Consider the following 16,812-nt stretch of genomic DNA (forward strand, 5'->3'; position numbering starts at 1 on the left):
GGGGAGTCGCGGCGTGCCGCGGCGGGGGCAGCGCCCCCTTCCTGCGCCTCAGACTTTTGTCCGTTCCGATTTGGGGTCGTAAAACGGCTTCAGCGAGGCTTCGGCTTTGACCTTCACGCCGCAGACGTCGATCTCATAGTTTGAGGCCAGAACGTCGGCGGCCTTTTCGCCTGCGCAGGGCACATAGCCCAGTCCGATGGCTCCGCCCAACGTGTGACCGTAGTTGCCCGAACTCAGATAGCCCACATATTCCCCATCCCGCAGGATAGGTTCGTTGTGGAAGAGCAGCGGCTCCGGGTCGGTCAACCTGAACTGAACCAACCGGCTTTGTGGTCCGGTTTCTTTCCGCGCGATCACCGCCTCGCGCCCGATGAAATCGCAGCCTTTATCGGTTTTCACGGCAAAGCCCAGCCCGGCATCGACCACATGATCCTCGCAGGTGATGTCATGACCGAAATGGCGAAAGCCTTTCTCGATCCGGCACGAATCCATCATGTGCATACCGCAGAGTTTCAAGCCCATGTCCTGCCCGGCCTCGTGAAGGGTTTCGAATACGTGGCCTGCCATGTCGGAGGAGACATAGATCTCCCACCCCAGTTCGCCCACATAGGTGACGCGATGCGCGCGGGCGAGGCCCATACCGATTTCGATCTCTTGCGCGGTGCCGAACGGGTTTGCCGCGTTAGAGAAATCAGCGGGCGAGACTTTTTGCAGCAATGCGCGCGCGTTGGGCCCCATGACGGCCAGAACGCCCTCGCCTGCGGTGACATCGGTGATGACCACGTTGAAGGCGCCCGCGTGACGCTGCATCCAGGTTTGGTCGGCCAGACGGGTGGCGGCGGGGGTGACAACCAGATAGGCGGTCTCGGTCAGGCGGGTGACAGTCACGTCTGCCTCGATCCCGCCTGTGCGGTTCAGGAATTGGGTGTAGACGATCTTGCCATTGGACACCGAATAGTCTCCGCCGCCAATGTAGTTCATGAACGCCTCGGCATCCGGCCCTTCGACGCGGATTTTACCGAAGGAGGACATGTCATACATGCCCACATTCTCGCGTACCGCACGGTGTTCGGCGGCAGAATTCTCGAACCAGTTCTGGCGCTTCCAGCTATAGTGGTATTCGCGTTCCTGACCTGCATTGGCGAACCAGTTGGCGCGCTCCCACCCGGCCAGTTCACCCATGACCGCACCCTGTTCCAGCAGGTGATGGTGGAACGGCGTGCGTCGTACCCCGCGCGCGGTGGCCTTTTGACGATAGGGGTAGTGGTCGGCATAGAGCAGGCCCAGCGTTTCCTTGGACCGTTCAAACAAATACTGCTTGTTGCCCTGAAACGGCTGCATCCGGCTGATATCCACATCACCCAGATCAAACGGTTTCTCGCCGCTGTCCATCCACTCGGCCAGCACCATACCCGCGCCCCCGGCGGATTGGATACCGATCGAGTTGAACCCGGCCGCGACCCAGACATTGTCCATCTCGGGCGCGAGGCCCAGATGATAGGCATCGTCGGGCGTGAAGGATTCCGGGCCGTTAAAGAAGGTGTGAATCCCCGCCTCGGCCAGCATCGGCATCCGGTTCACGGCAGCTTCGAGGATCGGCTCAAAATGATCGAAATCCTCGGGCAGTTGATCAAACTCGAAACTGTCGGGGATACCCTCCATCGCCCACGGTTTCGCGTTGGGTTCAAACGCGCCCAGCAGGATTTTACCGGCGTCTTCCTTGTAGTAGGCGCATTCATCCGGCACGCGCAGCACCGGCAATTGGGTCAGCCCGTCGATCCCTTCGGTGACGATATAGAAATGCTCACACGCGTGCAGCGGCACGTTCACGCCTGCCATGCGGCCAACCTCATGTCCCCACATGCCCGCGCAGTTCACGACCATGTCGCATTCGATATGACCCGAGGCACTGCCGTCATCGGCGACCCAGTCAACACCCGTGACCCTGCGCCCCCGTTTGGTGATATCGGTGACTTTCACCCGTTCTCTGACGATCCCGCCACGTTGCCGCGCGCCCTTGGCCAGCGCCAGCGCGATGTTGGCCGGGTCGCCCTGCCCGTCCAGCGGCAGATAGACCGCGCCCTTGACGTCCTCGACATTCAGGTGCGGGTACATCTCCTTGACGCGTTCGTTCGAGATTTCCTCGACCTCGACCCCAAAGGCGCGGGCCATGGCAGCCTGACGGTAAATCTCTTCCTTGCGTTCTTCGGACAAGGCCACGGTGATCGAGCCGCAGCGTTTGAATCCGGTGGCCACCCCGGTTTCTTCCTCGAGCGAGCCGTAAAGTTCCTGACTATATTTCGCCAGTTTGGTCATGTTCGCCGTCGCCCGCAACTGCGCGATAAGACCGGCGGCATGCCAGGTGGTGCCGCTGGTCAGTTGCTTGCGTTCCAGCAGAACGACATCACTCCAGCCCTTCTTGGTCAGGTGATACGCGACCGAGCATCCGATGACGCCGCCGCCGATGATGACCACGCGGGCCTTTTGGGGAAGATCAACCATCCTGAAATCTCCGCACTGTCAGGTTTGGACCAAAATGCCATGAAGGATCGACAATAAATGCGTCAAAAGCGTCACAAAATTGGTAATTTTCACCGATGTGCTGCGCGCTTTTCGCGGCGTAGGACAAAGGGCGTGACGCCGAAAAAGCTTTTGTAGACGGACGAAAACCCGTTCGGGAACCCGCACGCTAGGCCGATCTCGCGCACGCTCATGGTGGTGTTGAGCAGCAGGTTATTGGCCTTGGCCAACCGCATCTCGCGGTAGAACCCGTTGGGGGTGGTGTCGAAGAAGGTCTTGAACTTCCGCTCAAGCGAGCGGTTGGACAGGTGCAGTTCCTCGACGATCTGATGGATCGGCAGAGGGTCCTCGATATTGGCCTGCATCAGCTTGATGCACTGGTCCAGCTTGGCATCCCCGGTCGCCGTCAGATGCGTGCCGGAAAACGGCTGCATCGAGGAGAAATCGCGGATGTTCTCGTGCAGCATGATGTCGGCAACGGTCATCTTGGCGGGTCCCGAGATATGGCGGCCGATGACTGACAATGCCACATCCGTCGTCGCCTCCATCCCCGCGCAGGTTACGACAGCGCCTTGCTGAGTGGCGATGGACAGTTTGGCCTCGAACCGGGCGCCACGTTCGCGCAGGAATGAGGCGTTTTCCCAATGGGTCGCCATATCCTCGGTGCCGTGTTCGTCGATATAGCGGCTGGCGGCTTCGGCCAACAGAAACACCTGTGCGCCGCGATAGGTATAATCCGACACCACGCGGCCCAATGACAGGTCGGGGTGGTCAGGGTCGGAATTGCCGATGACAAACAGGTAATCCGCCTTGGGCTGGGCACTGACAGCCTCGGTCTGGATCATCGCGTCGCTGCTGGAATGAATAGGCCCGCCCTTCAGGGATTTATACGTATAGGTAAAGGGCGGATGCGGGCAGACGCGATTGGCCAGCCGCAGCACCTCGACCAACGACGCCAATTCCAGCAGCACATAGCCGGGGGCGACGAGGATATCGAAGTGCTGCTGTGTCGCCATCGGGTTAAACGATCCGGTGCCCGGCGGCGTGCAACGCGTGGGCCAGCGTCTCGATATGATCGGGGCCGACCTCGCAGCAGCCGCCGACGATGGTGGCCCCATGTTCGACCCAGGACATTGCGAAATCGGCATAGGCTTCGGGGGTCAGGTCATGGCGCTCTGTTAGCGCGTCAACGGTGGGGGCGTCTTCCAGAAACCCTTGTGTGATGCCGGTGAAACCATTGGCATAGGCCCCAAAGGGGCGGCCCATCGTTTCAAGGATCGTCTGCGCGGGCATTACCGATTCCGGGCGGGTGCAGTTGATCAGAACCGCTTGCGGCGCAAAGCGATCGACCAGCGGAGCAACCTGCGCCAGAGGCTCGCCCGAACGCAGGCGGGTGCCGTCATTATCCATCACCGACAGCGCCAGCCAGACGGGTTTGGTTGCGCTTTCCGTCCCGCGCAACGCGCCTTCGGCCTCTTGCAAGGACGACACCGTCTCGTGCAGGAACAGGTCCACCCGGTCGTTCATCAGGCCCACCAGTTCCGCATATTTCAAGGCGGCTTCCTCGACATCCGGTTTCAGGTCGGGCCGGTACGAGGCCAGCAAAGGCCCCAGCGCCCCGGCGATCCGGCCACCCGACGCGGGCCGCGCACCTTCGGCCTGTGTCAGCGCTGTGTCGATCAGATTGGGCAATTGATCCTCGATCCCTTCGCGCACAAGGCGCGAGCGGTGGACGGCATAGGTATTGGTGGTGGCAACCGTCGCGCCCCGTTGGAAGTAATCCGCATGGACCTGACCCACCAGATCGGGTTGGTCTATCATAACCCGCGTCGACCACAAAGGCGTCGGCTTTTCGCCGCCGCGTTTGACCAGTTCCTGCCCGATCGAGCCGTCCAACAGGGTGATATCCGCCATTGCCTTACCTTTCCTCAGGGAATGAGAACCAGTTTTCCCGCAAACGCCTTGGACTGAAAGTCTTCTTGCGCTTTGGCGATATCTCTTAGCGGGTAGGTTTTTGAGATCAAAGGTTTGATCCGGCCTGCGTTCATAAGTTCGACCAATCGACCGAAGACCTCGAACGCCTGATGGGTGCAGCCGTGGATAGTGATGTCGCGCAAATAGATATCGCGCAGATCGGCCTGAACGATGGGTCCGGCAATGGCACCCGAGACGACATACTGCCCGCCGGGTTTCAGCGACAGGATCAGGTCGGGCCATGCGGGGCCGCCGACGACGTCGATCACCGCGTCGAACATGTCTTTCGGCAAAGGCGCGCCACGGTCGAACGTATCCGTGGCCCCTTGATCTTTGACCACCTCAGCCTTGGCAGGGCTGGTGACCCCCCACACGGTCGCCCCGCGCAGCCGGGCCAGTTGCACGGCGGCAAGGCCGACCCCACCCGAGGCCCCGGTGATCAGGACCTTGTGCCCGGCCGTCACGCCTGCGCGGGTCAGAAGGTTTTCAGCCGTGCCAAAGGCGCAGGGGATGGCCGCGATCTCGACATCTGACAGGGGGGAGGTCGATACGTCGTACAGATCAGCCGCCTCGACCAGACAATATTGCGCGAAAGCCCCGTCGATCTCGGACCCCAGCGCGATGAACCCGGTCGGATTGCCGGGGCGTGGACGCGGCAGGTTGATTGGGCAAGTAACGCGCTGGCCTTTGGTGAAGCCTGTCTCTGGCCCTGCAAGTTCAACGATACCGCACAGATCGCCGCCCTGAATGCGCGGGAAGTGCAATGCTCCGCCCCAGCCGCCTGCGTCGACATCCTGATCCACCGCGTCCGTCGCGCTGGTCACGTCCGAGGAATACCAGCCCACGCGCGTGTTGATATCGGTATTGTTCACCCCCGCGGCAGCAACCCGGACCAAAACCTGACCGGGTCCGGGTTGTGGCACGAGGATATCCGCGCGCCACTCCAACGCCTCTGGCCCACCGTGGCGGGTCAGGTGAACGCCCTGCATGACGCGCGGAACAGCCATGGATCAGGCCCGCAGCCGGTCGTTGGCCGGATCCCAAAGCGGCTGGTCCTCTTGCACCACGGCGGGGTATTTCTGGCCGTAGATTTCAACCTCCAGCGCGGTGCCGGGATTGGCCAGTTCCGACTTGATCATGCCCAGCGCGATGGACTTGCCGACACGATATCCCCATGCGCCCGAGGTCGTCTCACCCACGATCTGATCGCCTTGCCAGATGCAGGACATGTAGGGCGCGTCGCACTCACCAGCCTCAACCGTCAGGGTCACGAACGACTTTCTCACCCCCTGCTGCTTTTCGTTCAGGATCGCGGCCTTGCCGGGGAAGTCTTGCGGCTTGTCCAGTTTAACGAAACGATCAAGTCCACCTTCCAGCAACGTGTAATCGGTCGACAGATCACCCTTCCAAGCACGGTAGCCTTTTTCGATCCGCAGCGAGTTCAGCGCATACATGCCGAACGGTTTTGCCCCGGCCTCAAGGATCGCGTCATAGATCGCGGGCATGTCCGCGTTTTCGGCGTGAACCTCCCACCCCAGTTCTCCGGCGAAGGACACGCGCAGAAGGGCAACCCATCCGCCTTTGATCTCGCTTTCCTGAAAGCTGAGCCACGGCAGCGTCAGGTCGGCTTCGCAAACCTTGCTCAGCACCTCGCGCGATTTGGGACCAGTCACGATCAGCGTGTCCATGCGCGTGGTCCAGTCCTCCAGCGTAAAGGCTGCGTCAGTAGGCATATGGCGTTCCAACCATTCCCTGTCATGCCATTGCGCGGTGGCGGCTGTGACCAGCACGAACAGGTCTTCGGCCTCGCGGGTTACGGACATTTCGGTCAGGATGCGACCGCGGTCGTCCGAGAAATAGACCAACCCGACACGACCAATCTTGGGCAGGGACCCGGTCACAAGCCCCCGCAGCCATTCGTCAGCCCCCGGCCCTTGCACCTTGAACCGCGAGAACCCCGGCAGGTCGAGCACACCGCAATGGTCGCGCACCGCCTCGCATTCTTCCTTGATCCGCTGCTCCCACGGACCCGAGCGCCCCCATGTATGCGTGGCCTCAAGCGAGGTATCGTCACCCGGCTTGGCGAACCAGTTGGCGCGTTCCCAGCCGTTATAGGCCCCCATGACACCGCCCAGTTCCTTGATCTTGGCGTGAACCGGCGAGACTTTCTTGTCGCGCGCCGCAGGCCATTCGTGATGGGGGAAGTGCATGGCGTATTCGTTGCCATAGACCTCAATACCCTTTTGGTTGCAGTAGTCCTGATCGGTGTAGTCGGTGTAGCGGCGCGGATCGACGGCCCACATGTCCCACTCAGTCGCGCCATCGACGATCCATTCGGCCAGCACCTTACCAGCGCCGCCGCCCTGCGCGATACCGAAGGTAAAGCTATGCGCCTCAAACGCATTCCGCACACCCGGCATCGGCCCGATCAACGGCAGGCCATCGGGTGCGTATGGGATCGGGCCGTTGATGACACGTCCGACGCCCGAGGTTGCCATCAGCGGCACCCGCTCCATCGCGTCGGTGACGATGTCTTCGATCCGGTCCAGATCGTCGTTCCACAGTTGGAAACTGAAATCCTCGGGCATCGGATCGTCTTCGGTCATCCAATGGCCCTTGCAGTTTGGCTCGTACGGGCCAAGGTTAAAGCCGTTCTTCTCCTGCCGCAGATAATACGAGATATCCACGTCGCGCAGCAGCGGCAGCTTGCCACCGTTGTCCTTTGACCATGCCTCAACCTCGGGGATTTCGTCGGTCAGCAGGTACTGGTGACTCATGACCATCGCAGGCACGGTGCGTCCGCCAAAGGGCTTGAACATCTCACCCACGCGCTGCGCATAATACCCGGCGGCGTTGACCACATAATCACAGGCGATATCGCCTTTGTCGGTGTGAACGGTCCATGTGCCGTCGTCGTGCTGAGTCACGCCGGTTGCCGGGCAAAAGCGAATGATCTTTTGCCCCAGATCACGCGCGCCTTTGGCCAGAGCCTGCGTCAACTGCGCCGGGTCGATATCGCCATCGGTCGGGTCGTACAACACGCCCTCAAGGTCGTGGGTTTCGAGGAAGGGATAGCGCTCTTTGGCCTCTTCCGCAGTCCACATCTCCATCGGAATGCCTTGATAGCGACCCATGGACAGGGCGCGTTCGAACTCTTGCATCCGTTCCTTGCTGTGCGCCAGACGGATCGAGCCCGAGACGTGGTAGTTCATCGGGTAATCGACTTCATCCGCAAGGCGCGAATACAACTCGGTCGAATAGCGCTGCATGTTCATGATCGCCCATGAGGTCGAAAAGGTCGGCACATTGCCCGCCGCGTGCCACGTCGAGCCTGCGGTCAGTTCGTTCTTCTCCAGCAGAACGCAGTCGGTCCAGCCCTTCTTGGCCAGATGATACAGTGATGAGCAGCCGACAACGCCGCCGCCGATGATGACCACACGGGCCTTGGTTGGAAAATCACTCATGGTCTTGATCCCCTGTTAGTGTGCCCGCTGGGGCAGATCGTCCTGGATATCATAGTAATCGCCCTTGTCCGCGACAAAGATGTGCTGGGCGAGTTTCAAACCGGTGGGTTCGTCCAGCGACCCCACTGAAACCGCAATCGTGTCCTCGTCATTGTGCTGCCAGAACAGGAACGAGCCACAGGCGCTGCAATAGCCGCGCTTGGCGATGTCCGAGGCGCGATACCAGCCCAGTGTATCGCTGGCGGTAAAGCTGAGGTTGTCCTGATGCGCGACGGTTGAAGCCCAAAGATGCCCCGACTGCCTGCGGCACTGACCGCAGTGGCAGGCATTTGGCGGCGTGAGATCTCCGTCAATCTTGAACGCGACCTTGCCGCATAGACAGGAACCGGTGTGCATATCGCTACCCCCTTGCTGCAGGCGTCGTGCTGGTGCCCAGCAACACGCCGTAAATGATGAAACAGGTCGCCATCCCGCGACGGACCCAGACATTGAACACCGCTCCCAGCGCAGCCTTGCCCATCAGCGCGCCCAGCAGAGTGAACCCGGTATAGCTGAGCGTTGTAATGACCAGTACGGTGGGCATGATCACCCCCATCTGCTGCCAGACCGGTATGCCGGGCTGAACAAACTGCGAGAAGGCCGCCAGATACCCGGCCACGCTTTTGGGGTTGATCGTCGCCACGGCCAGCGCATGCAGATAGACATGGCGCGCGGGCCGCTCGAATGCAGGCGCGGGTTTGCTGGCATTCATCCAGCCACGGATGCCCATCCAGATCAGAAAGCCAGCCCCGATCAGCTTGGCGACGAAAAACCCTGTGGGAGAGGCCGCGATCAGCGCCGTTATCCCCAGCGCCGAGAGGATCAGAAAAGCAGTGGCCTGTGTCAGGATCGCCAATATCCCCAGCATCGCCTTAGGAAACGGCAGGCTCATCCCGTTCGAGATGCAGTTGACTGCATTTGGCCCCGGCGTGGTAACGAAGACCAGCCAGAACAGCGCGAATATGGTCCATGCCTCGAAACTCATTCAATACACCGGCGGCGCGATGACCCAGATGGCCACGGCGGGCTCATCATAGGGGTTCGCCCATTGATAGGGTTCATGCTTGATGCGGAAACTGTCGCCGGGCCCGACCGAGAACTGCCGCCCTCCAATCGTCAGATCCAACCGGCCGGATACCATATAGCCGACCTCCTGCGTCGGGCGATCTGCGGGGGTCTGCATCTGTGACCGAGGCTCGAATGTGGAATGCACCATCTCGAAATCATCGGTCAGGTCAGGCGACAACAATTCCTCGATCAGCCCTTCCTCACCAGACCCCATCGGGCGTCGTGACCCCGCACGGACAATGTAGCCCTGTTCATCCGCTGGGGCGGCAGAATGCGCAAACAGCATCGACATCGGCACGCCCAGACACTCGGCGATCTGGCGCAGGTCCGAGATTGACGGCTCGGACTTGTCCCTTTCAACCTGGCTGAGCCACCCGACCGAGCGTTCCAGACGCGCTGCGATCTCGGTCAGGGTCAAACCCCGCGCTTTGCGCAATGCCCGGATATCCGCGCCAAGGGTCGACCTGTTTGGGGCTTGGCTGTTCACGTGGCGCTCCGGTCTTTCGTGAAATTTCTGCTAACTTTTTCACGATGACCTGAGTCGGTGAAATTTCCAAGCGTTTTTTCACTTGGGTGCCGGGCAGAGATTGTCTATTCGTCGCGCATGTGGATTGCTGTCGCGTATCTTTGGGCCATTAACCTTCTGACCCTGCTGGCATTTGGATGGGACAAGCTGCGCGCCAAACGTCGCAAACGCCGCGTGCCCGAGGCCAAGCTGCTATGGCTTGCCGTAATTGGCGGGGCGCCGGGTGCTGTTTTGGGACGCTGGATTTTCCGACACAAGACCCGCAAGCGACGGTTTTCAATGTACCTCTATCTGGTGCTCGGTCTGCAGGTTGCTGTTCTGTACTTTCTGGCCACCCAACTCACGCTATGAACACCGCGGGTTTTCAATCAAAAATTATCCGCAGCCAAAGAGGAAACTGTCTGCTACAGTGACGTAGTTACTGAATTCCTGAAATAATCTCATTTTGGCAAAGGGTTGGAAGAGACATGGAAAATGGCATCGGGTTTTTCGACATAGTTTGGTCGATCTTCTGGCTGTTCCTGATGGTGGCCTGGTTCTGGGTAATGATTTCGGTGGTGGCCGACGTGTTCCGCTCAAAAGACCTGAGCGGTTTCGGCAAGGCTGCATGGATCGCGTTTGTAATCCTCATTCCCTGGCTCGGGGTGCTGTCCTATCTGATCGCGCGGGGCGAAAAGATGCATGAACACAATGTCGCTGCGATGAACAAGTTCGAGGAAGCGCAGAAAGATTACATCCGATCCGTCGCGACGGTTTCGACGGCGGACGAATTGGAGCGTTTGGTCGCCTTAAAAGACAAAGGCGTTCTGACAGACGAAGAATTCGCAGCCCAAAAAGCCAAGATCCTCAGCGCGTGACAAACAAAGCTCCGGCCAGTGTCGCACTTGCCGGAGTTAACTCGCGAAAACGGCAGTCAGAATTGCACCAAGCGCGTCCGCGTCCTGCTGCGTGAATGCGTCCGGTTGATCGCTGTCGATGTCAAACACGGCAATGATGTCGCCCGACGCGTTTCGCACGGGCAAAACCAGTTCTGACCGCGTGGTCGAGGCGCAGGCGATATGGCCGGGAAAAGCATCCACGTCCGGCACAAGCTGGACCTCGCCCGTTCGCGCGGCGGCGCCACACACGCCACGCTCGAGCGGGATAACCAGACATCCGTGACCGCCCTGATACGGGCCGATCTTCAATACATCCGGTTCAGTCACGCGATAAAACCCGGTCCAGTCGAACCGATCGTCGGAATGATGCACCTCGCATGCGACGGTTGCCATGAGTGCGACCGCGTCAGTTTCCCCTTCGGTCAGGGATGAGATGGTTTTCGCAAGCAGGTCGTAGTCAACGGTCATCATGGTTGTCCGGCATAAGTCGAGGTGCAATGCCACCTATGCCGAAACCACCCATGCGTCAAATACGTTCGATTGCAATCGCGGTGCCTTCTCCGCCACCGATGCAGATCGCCGCGACTCCACGCTTTAGGTTGCGCTTCTCCAACGCGTTCAAAAGCGTCACCATGATGCGCGCGCCCGAAGCGCCGATCGGGTGCCCCAATGCGCAGGCCCCGCCGTTCACGTTGACCTTGTCGTGCGGCAAGCCCATCTCATGCATAAAGGCCATCGGCACAACAGCGAAGGCTTCGTTCACCTCCCACAAATCGACGTCGTCCTTGGACCACCCGATCTTGGACAGCAATTTCTGTGCGGCAGGGACAGGGGCGGTTGTGAACAAGCCGGGGGCCTGAGCATGGCTGGCATGCCCCAGAACGCGCGCACGTATCGTCAGCCCCTGATCTTTGGCGGCATCCTCGGACGCCAGCACAAGCGCAGCCGCCCCATCCGAGATTGAGGATGAGTTGGCCGCCGTCACAGTACCATCTTTGCGGAATGCAGGCTTTAGCGTGGGAATCTTCTCAGGCCGGGCAGATTGCGGCTGTTCGTCTGCGGCGTGCTGCACCTCACCCTTGCGGGTGGCGACAACGACCGGAGTGATCTCGTCCGAAAACGCCCCGCTTTCCTGCGCGGCCAAAGCGTTGGACAAGGATTGCAGCGCATATTCATCCTGTGCCTCGCGGGTGAACTGATAGGCTTCGGCACAATCCTCGGCAAACGTGCCCATCAGCCGACCTTTGTCGTAGGCGTCCTCGAGCCCATCAAGGAACATGTGATCCACGACCTGCCCGTGCCCGATCCGGGCCCCGCCGCGCATTTTCGGCAGCAGATAGGGGGCGTTTGTCATGCTCTCCATCCCACCCGCGACCATCGTGTCCGCGTGTCCCAGCGCGATCTGGTCAAACGCCATCATCGCGGCTTTCATGCCAGAGCCGCACATCTTGTTCAGCGTTGTGGCGGGGACGTCTTCGCCCAACCCCGCCGCAAACCCGGCCTGCCGTGCCGGGGCCTGCCCCTGACCGGCGGGCAGGACACAACCCATAAGAACCTCGTCTACCGTTTCGGCCCCGGCACCTTGCAACGCTGCGCGGATGGCAGTGCCCCCCAGATCGGCCGCCGCTACACCATCAAACACGCCTTGAAATCCGCCCATGGGTGTCCGGGCCGCGCCTGCAATAACAACATGTTTCATCCGGGTGCTCCTCCTGTTTTCCGCATTGATGGATACCGAATGGTAAGAATTGCCGTCTAGCGTATTTCTACGATTGAATTTCAGTTTAAAGGATCATCGCGCATGAGCCTGACCAGCGAAACAACAGGCGACATACAGGTCATCACGGTTCATTCCGACCGGATAGATGCAGCCATGGCCATACAGTTCAAGGAAGACATGAGGAACGAAGCCCAAGGTGGCAACGCGCGGGTCATTCTGAATCTGACCCCTGTGGAGTTCATTGATTCCAGCGGTCTTGGCGCCATCGTCGCCGCGATGAAGCAACTCGGCAATGATCGCAGACTGGATTTGGCCGGGTTGCACCCCTTTGTCGAAAAGGTGTTTCGGCTGACGCGCATGGATACGGTTTTCAAGCTGTTTGCGTCGTTGGACGACGCACTGTCCGCCCCCGCAGACTAACCTGCCGCTCAACGGATTTGACGCGACGCCCATGTGTAACTGTAACTGCCTGGACTTGAGTTTTGCCGCGACTGAAGCGGAAGCCAGCCTTGGCATCGCCAAGCTGAGTTTGTGCCTCGAAGAAAAGGGCCTGCCCGGTCACAAGGCCGGTGACGTGAAAATCGCGCTGGCAGAGGCCATCAACAACGTGGTCGAACATGCCTATGCCGGGATAACCCCGGCGCGGGTCCAGGTGCATTGCCGCTTTCACCAGAACTGGCTCGACATCCTGATTTCCGACACAGGTATGCCCCTTCCTGGCTTTCGTGTCCCCGACGGGATTCCCGCGGCACTGGGGGAAACGATTGAAGAGTTGCCCGAGGGGGGGTTCGGCTGGTTCCTGATCCACGAATTGACCAGCGATATCCGATATGAGCGTAAAGAGGGTTGCAACAGGCTGTCGCTTCGGTTCGATTTTCCCGAACCCGGCTGACCCAAAATCGCCACAATCAAACCATGGTCGCGCCGCAAACAAAGGGCATAGTGATTCTCGTAGCTCAGATAGCTTCCCTCGGCGTCCAGTGTCACAGCCCCCACCCAGTGAACGGCGCCGAGGAACTTCCCATTGATTTGACTGGACAATACCTGCCTGCGCGATACCTTCGGCGCGTTCAATCAGGGAAACAGCGCTATGCGGGATTTTCACACTCCGGGCAGATCCGAAGTTCTTGCAACAGAAGGCATGTGTGCCACGTCACACCCTTTGGCGGCCCAAGTCGCGGTGGACATTCTACAAAAAGGCGGCAACGCAATGGATGCGGCGATTGCCGGAGCCGTCCTTCTGGGCATTTGCGAACCGCAAATGACTGGGCTGGGCGGGGATTGCTTTGTCCTTTTCAATCGGGCCGGAGAAAATGAAATCCGGGCGCTGAATGGATCCGGGCGGGCACCTTCGGCGGCGAACCCTCAGAAACTGCGCGATGCCGGTCTGACGACTGTACCGCTGAATACGCCGGATTCTGTCACCATACCCGGTGCGGTGGACGCCATGTGTCATCTGGCCGAGACCGAGGGCAGGCTGGGCCTCGACGCGATCCTTCAGCCTGCGATTCACTATGCCGACATCGGCGTGCCGGTGGCACCAAGGGTTGCGTTCGACTGGCAATCAGGTGAAGCAACGCTGCAGGGTGCCGCGCGCGACCATTACCTGATCGACGGCAAGGTTCCGACGGTCGGGCAGGTCTTCCGCTCGCCCGGTCAAGCCGAAGTTCTGCGCCAGATTGCCAAGCGAGGGCGCGACGCCTTCTACTCGGGCGATATCGCGCAAGATATGGTCGACGCACTGACGCAAATGGGCGGCGCGCACTCGCTTGCTGATTTTCAGGCAACCCAATCTACCGAAGCCAAACCCGTAAGTGGCAATTATCAGGGCGTTGACCTTGTCGAACACCCACCAAACGGTCAGGGCGCGACCGCGATCCTGCTTTTGAACATTCTGAAAAGCTTCGATCTGGCCAGCATGGATCCCTTCGGGACCGAGCGCATCCATATCGAGGCCGAAGCCTCGAAACTGGCCTATGATGCGCGCAACCGGTTCATTGCAGACCCGGATTACACTGCACGGGCCGCGTTATTCTGCGATCAGGGCTTGGCCGACAGACTGGCAGCCCTGATTGACCCCAAACGCGCGATGCCTGCGGCGGCCCCTCTGACCGAGGCAATCCACAAAGACACGGTTTACATTACGGTCGTTGACCGCGATCGGATGGCCGTTTCCCTGATCTATTCGATCTTCCACAGCTTTGGCTCGGGCATCGCGTCCGAGAAATACGGGATCCTGCTACAGAACCGAGGGGCAGGATTCACGCTCGAACCCGGACATCCCAATGAAATGGGCCCCGGCAAACGCCCGATGCACACGATCATCCCGGGTATGCTGTGCGAAAATGGGCGCGTGACCATGCCCTTCGGCGTTATGGGCGGCGCATTTCAACCAACCGGGCATGCGCGGTTTTTGTCCAACCTGACGGATCACGGGCTGGGACTGCAGCAATGTATTGACGCCCCGCGTGCCTTTGCAGATGCAGGCGTTCTTAAGTTAGAGCGCGGAATTCCGCGCAAGGTCGCTCAACAATTGGCCGACATGGGTCACAATGTTCAAGCGCCGGAAACACCACTTGGCGGAGCCCAAGCAATCAGGATCCGTGAAGACGGCGTTTTGGAGGGCGCAAGCGATCCCAGGAAAGACGGTTGTGCGCTGGGATATTGATCCAGGCGCAAAGCGCGCACCTGATCAGTTCAAATGAAAGTGCAGCGGATATGCCCCGTTTTCGAACGGGCCGAACATGTCGGGGATATCAGGATGCTCCACAGGTTCGCCCGACTGGTCAGCAATCAGGTTTTGTTCAGAAACATAAGCGACATAGAAGGATTGATCATTTTCTGCCAACAAATGATAGAACGGCTGATCCTTGATCGGACGGCTGTCTTCCGGAATGGCCTGATACCATTCTTCGGTATTGGAAAACTCTGGGTCCACGTCGAAAATCACCCCCCGGAAGGGATGTTTTTTGTGGCGGACCACCTGGCCCAAACGGTACTTGGCGTTTGTCTTAAGCATTTTCACAGCCCCCAGGGGACTTACTACCTCTTTCCGCGCGAGAATGCCAATCATTGATCTGAAAATTAGGGAAACAGTCTGTGAACCTCTTACTGACAGTCTTTGAAATCGCGGCCCCTGTCTTTATTTTGTCAGGGATCGGCTTTGTCTGGGTCAAATTGGGGTTTGAATACAGGCTGCAATTTGTAACGCGCCTTGCGGTCACCCTTGCGGTTCCCAGCCTTATCTTTGTCGCGCTGATGCAGACCGAGATCCCGGCCGGTGAACTGACGCGCTTTACCGTGGCGGCCATTGCCGGTCACATCGCGCTTGCAGTGGCCTTCGAAGTATTCGTGCGGTTCCGTGGGCTGGATCGCAGAACGTATTTGGCGCCGTTGATCTTTGGAAACACCGGAAACCTTGGGCTGCCCTTGTGCCTGTTTGCCTTTGGGCAGGCGGGGCTGGGGTTTGCCGTGGTATTTCTGGCTGTTACCGCTCTGCTGTCGTTCACCTACGGCATCTATCTGGTCGCGGGCAAAGGCGCGTTTGGAAAAGCGGCCCGAGAACCGATGGTTTGGGCCACGTTGCTCGGCTCTCTGTTTCTGTGGCGTGGCTGGGAAACCCCGGTCTTTCTGACCAATACACTGGATCTGCTGGGGCAAATGGCGATCCCCATGATGTTGATCACCGTAGGCGTCGCCATTGCGCGCCTGACCACCCGCAAATTGGGTCAGGCTATCTGGCTTTCACTGCTGAAACTCGCGGTTTGCTTTGTTTTGGGGTGGGGAATCGCGGTGGCTTTTGACCTTGATACCGTCGCCTTCGGGGTGCTTCTTGTGCAAATGTGCACGCCCGTGGCAGTCACCTCATACCTGCTGGCCGAGCGGTTTGATGCGGATTCAGACGCCGTCGCCGGGCTGGTCATGGTCTCAACCGTGCTATCCGTGGCCGCTTTGCCTATAATTCTAGCTATTGTGCTATAGCGATTGTGATTTCCTCAAAGCGCAATCTGCGCTAGAATAAAGAAAAAGGCACGAGGCACATGAGCAGAATTCTTATCGTACTCTTCGGGGTGCTGCTTTTGGCATCCTGTGGGGGCGGGTCAAAGCAACCGCCCAGCAAGCTAAATGACGCGTGCAGCATTGCGCGCGAACGGCCGGATTTTATCAAGGCGTTCAAAAACACCGAACGTAAATGGGGCGTCCCGGTACACGTCCAGATGGCGACTATCTATCAGGAAAGCCGCTATCGCCATGATGCGAGGACACCGCATCAATACGTGTTGGGTGTCATTCCGATGGGCCGTCAAAGCAGCGCCTATGGGTTCAGTCAGGCGTTGGACGGAACCTGGGACGAATACCAGAAAGAGACCGGCAAACGCCGCGCCAAGCGTGACCGCATCCGGGACGCTTCGGATTTCATCGGCTGGTACATGAACAAAAGCTATGAGCGGAACGGGATTCACCCCAGCGACACGCGCAACCAGTATCTCGCCTATCACGAAGGTCATACGGGATATGCACGCGGCAGCCATTACAGCAAAACATGGCTGTTGAACGTGGCAAATGATGTGGATGCACGCGCTAAGCTGTATCAGGCACAGTTGGCCGGCTGCCGGTATTAAG

18 protein-coding genes are annotated in these 16,812 nt (G+C 59.4%); 7 read left to right on the forward strand and 11 right to left on the reverse strand.

Annotated elements, in window-relative coordinates:
- Nucleotides 1–48: 48 nt before the first annotated feature.
- The 8 genes from ACR0MS_RS14090 to ACR0MS_RS14125 all read right to left on the reverse strand — a co-directional run bounded on the left by ACR0MS_RS14090 (nt 49) and on the right by ACR0MS_RS14125 (nt 9,552).
- Nucleotides 49–2,502: a GcvT family protein gene (locus ACR0MS_RS14090; protein ID WP_480574336.1), complete on the reverse strand. Its 2,454-nt coding sequence runs from the start codon at nt 2,500–2,502 to the stop codon at nt 49–51.
- 89 nt (nt 2,503–2,591) lie between these two features.
- Complete coding sequence (locus tag ACR0MS_RS14095; RefSeq protein ID WP_480574339.1) at nt 2,592–3,536, reverse strand: GlxA family transcriptional regulator; 945 nt, start codon at nt 3,534–3,536, stop codon at nt 2,592–2,594.
- Nucleotides 3,537–3,540: 4 nt separating this feature from the next.
- Nucleotides 3,541–4,434 carry a homocysteine S-methyltransferase family protein gene (locus ACR0MS_RS14100; protein WP_480574342.1) on the reverse strand — a complete coding sequence of 298 codons (894 nt, stop codon included), beginning with the start codon at nt 4,432–4,434 and terminating at the stop codon, nt 3,541–3,543.
- Nucleotides 4,435–4,448: 14 nt separating this feature from the next.
- Nucleotides 4,449–5,501: an alcohol dehydrogenase family protein gene (locus ACR0MS_RS14105; protein ID WP_480574344.1), complete on the reverse strand. Its 1,053-nt coding sequence runs from the start codon at nt 5,499–5,501 to the stop codon at nt 4,449–4,451.
- A gap of 3 nt (nt 5,502–5,504) precedes the next feature.
- Complete coding sequence (locus ACR0MS_RS14110; protein WP_480574347.1) at nt 5,505–7,958, reverse strand: GcvT family protein; 2,454 nt, start codon at nt 7,956–7,958, stop codon at nt 5,505–5,507.
- A 15-nt stretch (nt 7,959–7,973) separates the two neighbouring features.
- A complete protein-coding gene (locus tag ACR0MS_RS14115; protein WP_480574350.1) occupies nt 7,974–8,354 on the reverse strand; it encodes a GFA family protein in 381 nt (126 codons plus the stop codon).
- Nucleotides 8,355–8,358: 4 nt separating this feature from the next.
- Complete coding sequence (locus ACR0MS_RS14120; RefSeq protein ID WP_480574353.1) at nt 8,359–8,982, reverse strand: LysE family translocator; 624 nt, start codon at nt 8,980–8,982, stop codon at nt 8,359–8,361.
- Nucleotides 8,983–9,552, reverse strand: a complete 570-nt coding sequence (locus ACR0MS_RS14125) for a helix-turn-helix domain-containing protein (protein ID WP_180887564.1) — start codon at nt 9,550–9,552, stop codon at nt 8,983–8,985.
- Between the two features lie 57 nt (nt 9,553–9,609).
- On the opposite strand from ACR0MS_RS14125, the gene ACR0MS_RS14130 reads away from it, so the two are divergent.
- Together ACR0MS_RS14130 and ACR0MS_RS14135 are read left to right on the forward strand one after the other, a co-directional pair.
- The gene (locus ACR0MS_RS14130; protein ID WP_480574357.1) at nt 9,610–9,942 is read left to right on the forward strand and encodes a DUF1294 domain-containing protein; all 333 of its coding nucleotides are present in this window, start codon (nt 9,610–9,612) and stop codon (nt 9,940–9,942) included.
- Between the two features lie 116 nt (nt 9,943–10,058).
- Entirely contained in the window at nt 10,059–10,448 is a 390-nt protein-coding gene (locus ACR0MS_RS14135; RefSeq protein WP_480574360.1) for an SHOCT domain-containing protein, read from the forward strand.
- A gap of 36 nt (nt 10,449–10,484) precedes the next feature.
- Here the strand turns inward: ACR0MS_RS14135 and ACR0MS_RS14140 are convergent, their stop codons facing one another.
- The gene (locus tag ACR0MS_RS14140) at nt 10,485–10,937 is read right to left on the reverse strand and encodes a GAF domain-containing protein (RefSeq protein ID WP_480574363.1); all 453 of its coding nucleotides are present in this window, start codon (nt 10,935–10,937) and stop codon (nt 10,485–10,487) included.
- A gap of 58 nt (nt 10,938–10,995) precedes the next feature.
- A complete protein-coding gene (locus tag ACR0MS_RS14145) occupies nt 10,996–12,168 on the reverse strand; it encodes a thiolase family protein (protein ID WP_480574366.1) in 1,173 nt (390 codons plus the stop codon).
- Between the two features lie 102 nt (nt 12,169–12,270).
- Between ACR0MS_RS14145 and ACR0MS_RS14150 the strand changes: the two genes are divergently transcribed.
- From ACR0MS_RS14150 to ggt, 3 genes are all read left to right on the forward strand, one after another.
- Nucleotides 12,271–12,609, forward strand: a complete 339-nt coding sequence (locus tag ACR0MS_RS14150) for an STAS domain-containing protein (protein WP_480574369.1) — start codon at nt 12,271–12,273, stop codon at nt 12,607–12,609.
- A gap of 31 nt (nt 12,610–12,640) precedes the next feature.
- Nucleotides 12,641–13,081 (forward strand): ATP-binding protein, encoded by a 441-nt coding sequence (locus ACR0MS_RS14155; RefSeq protein WP_480574372.1) that lies wholly within the window; start codon nt 12,641–12,643, stop codon nt 13,079–13,081.
- A gap of 198 nt (nt 13,082–13,279) precedes the next feature.
- Complete coding sequence (gene ggt / locus ACR0MS_RS14160; RefSeq protein WP_480574376.1) at nt 13,280–14,857, forward strand: gamma-glutamyltransferase; 1,578 nt, start codon at nt 13,280–13,282, stop codon at nt 14,855–14,857.
- Nucleotides 14,858–14,881: 24 nt separating this feature from the next.
- Here ggt and hspQ read toward each other — a convergent pair whose 3' ends face one another.
- A complete protein-coding gene (hspQ, locus tag ACR0MS_RS14165) occupies nt 14,882–15,208 on the reverse strand; it encodes a heat shock protein HspQ (protein WP_171124435.1) in 327 nt (108 codons plus the stop codon).
- Between the two features lie 80 nt (nt 15,209–15,288).
- Between hspQ and ACR0MS_RS14170 the strand changes: the two genes are divergently transcribed.
- Nucleotides 15,289–16,170 carry an AEC family transporter gene (locus ACR0MS_RS14170; protein ID WP_480574379.1) on the forward strand — a complete coding sequence of 294 codons (882 nt, stop codon included), beginning with the start codon at nt 15,289–15,291 and terminating at the stop codon, nt 16,168–16,170.
- A 59-nt stretch (nt 16,171–16,229) separates the two neighbouring features.
- Nucleotides 16,230–16,811, forward strand: coding sequence for a transglycosylase SLT domain-containing protein (locus ACR0MS_RS14175; protein WP_480574382.1), 582 nt, complete (start codon nt 16,230–16,232; stop codon nt 16,809–16,811).
- Nucleotide 16,812 lies beyond the last annotated feature (1 nt).

It is taken from the genome of Ruegeria sp. CJ2 (assembly GCF_056536745.1).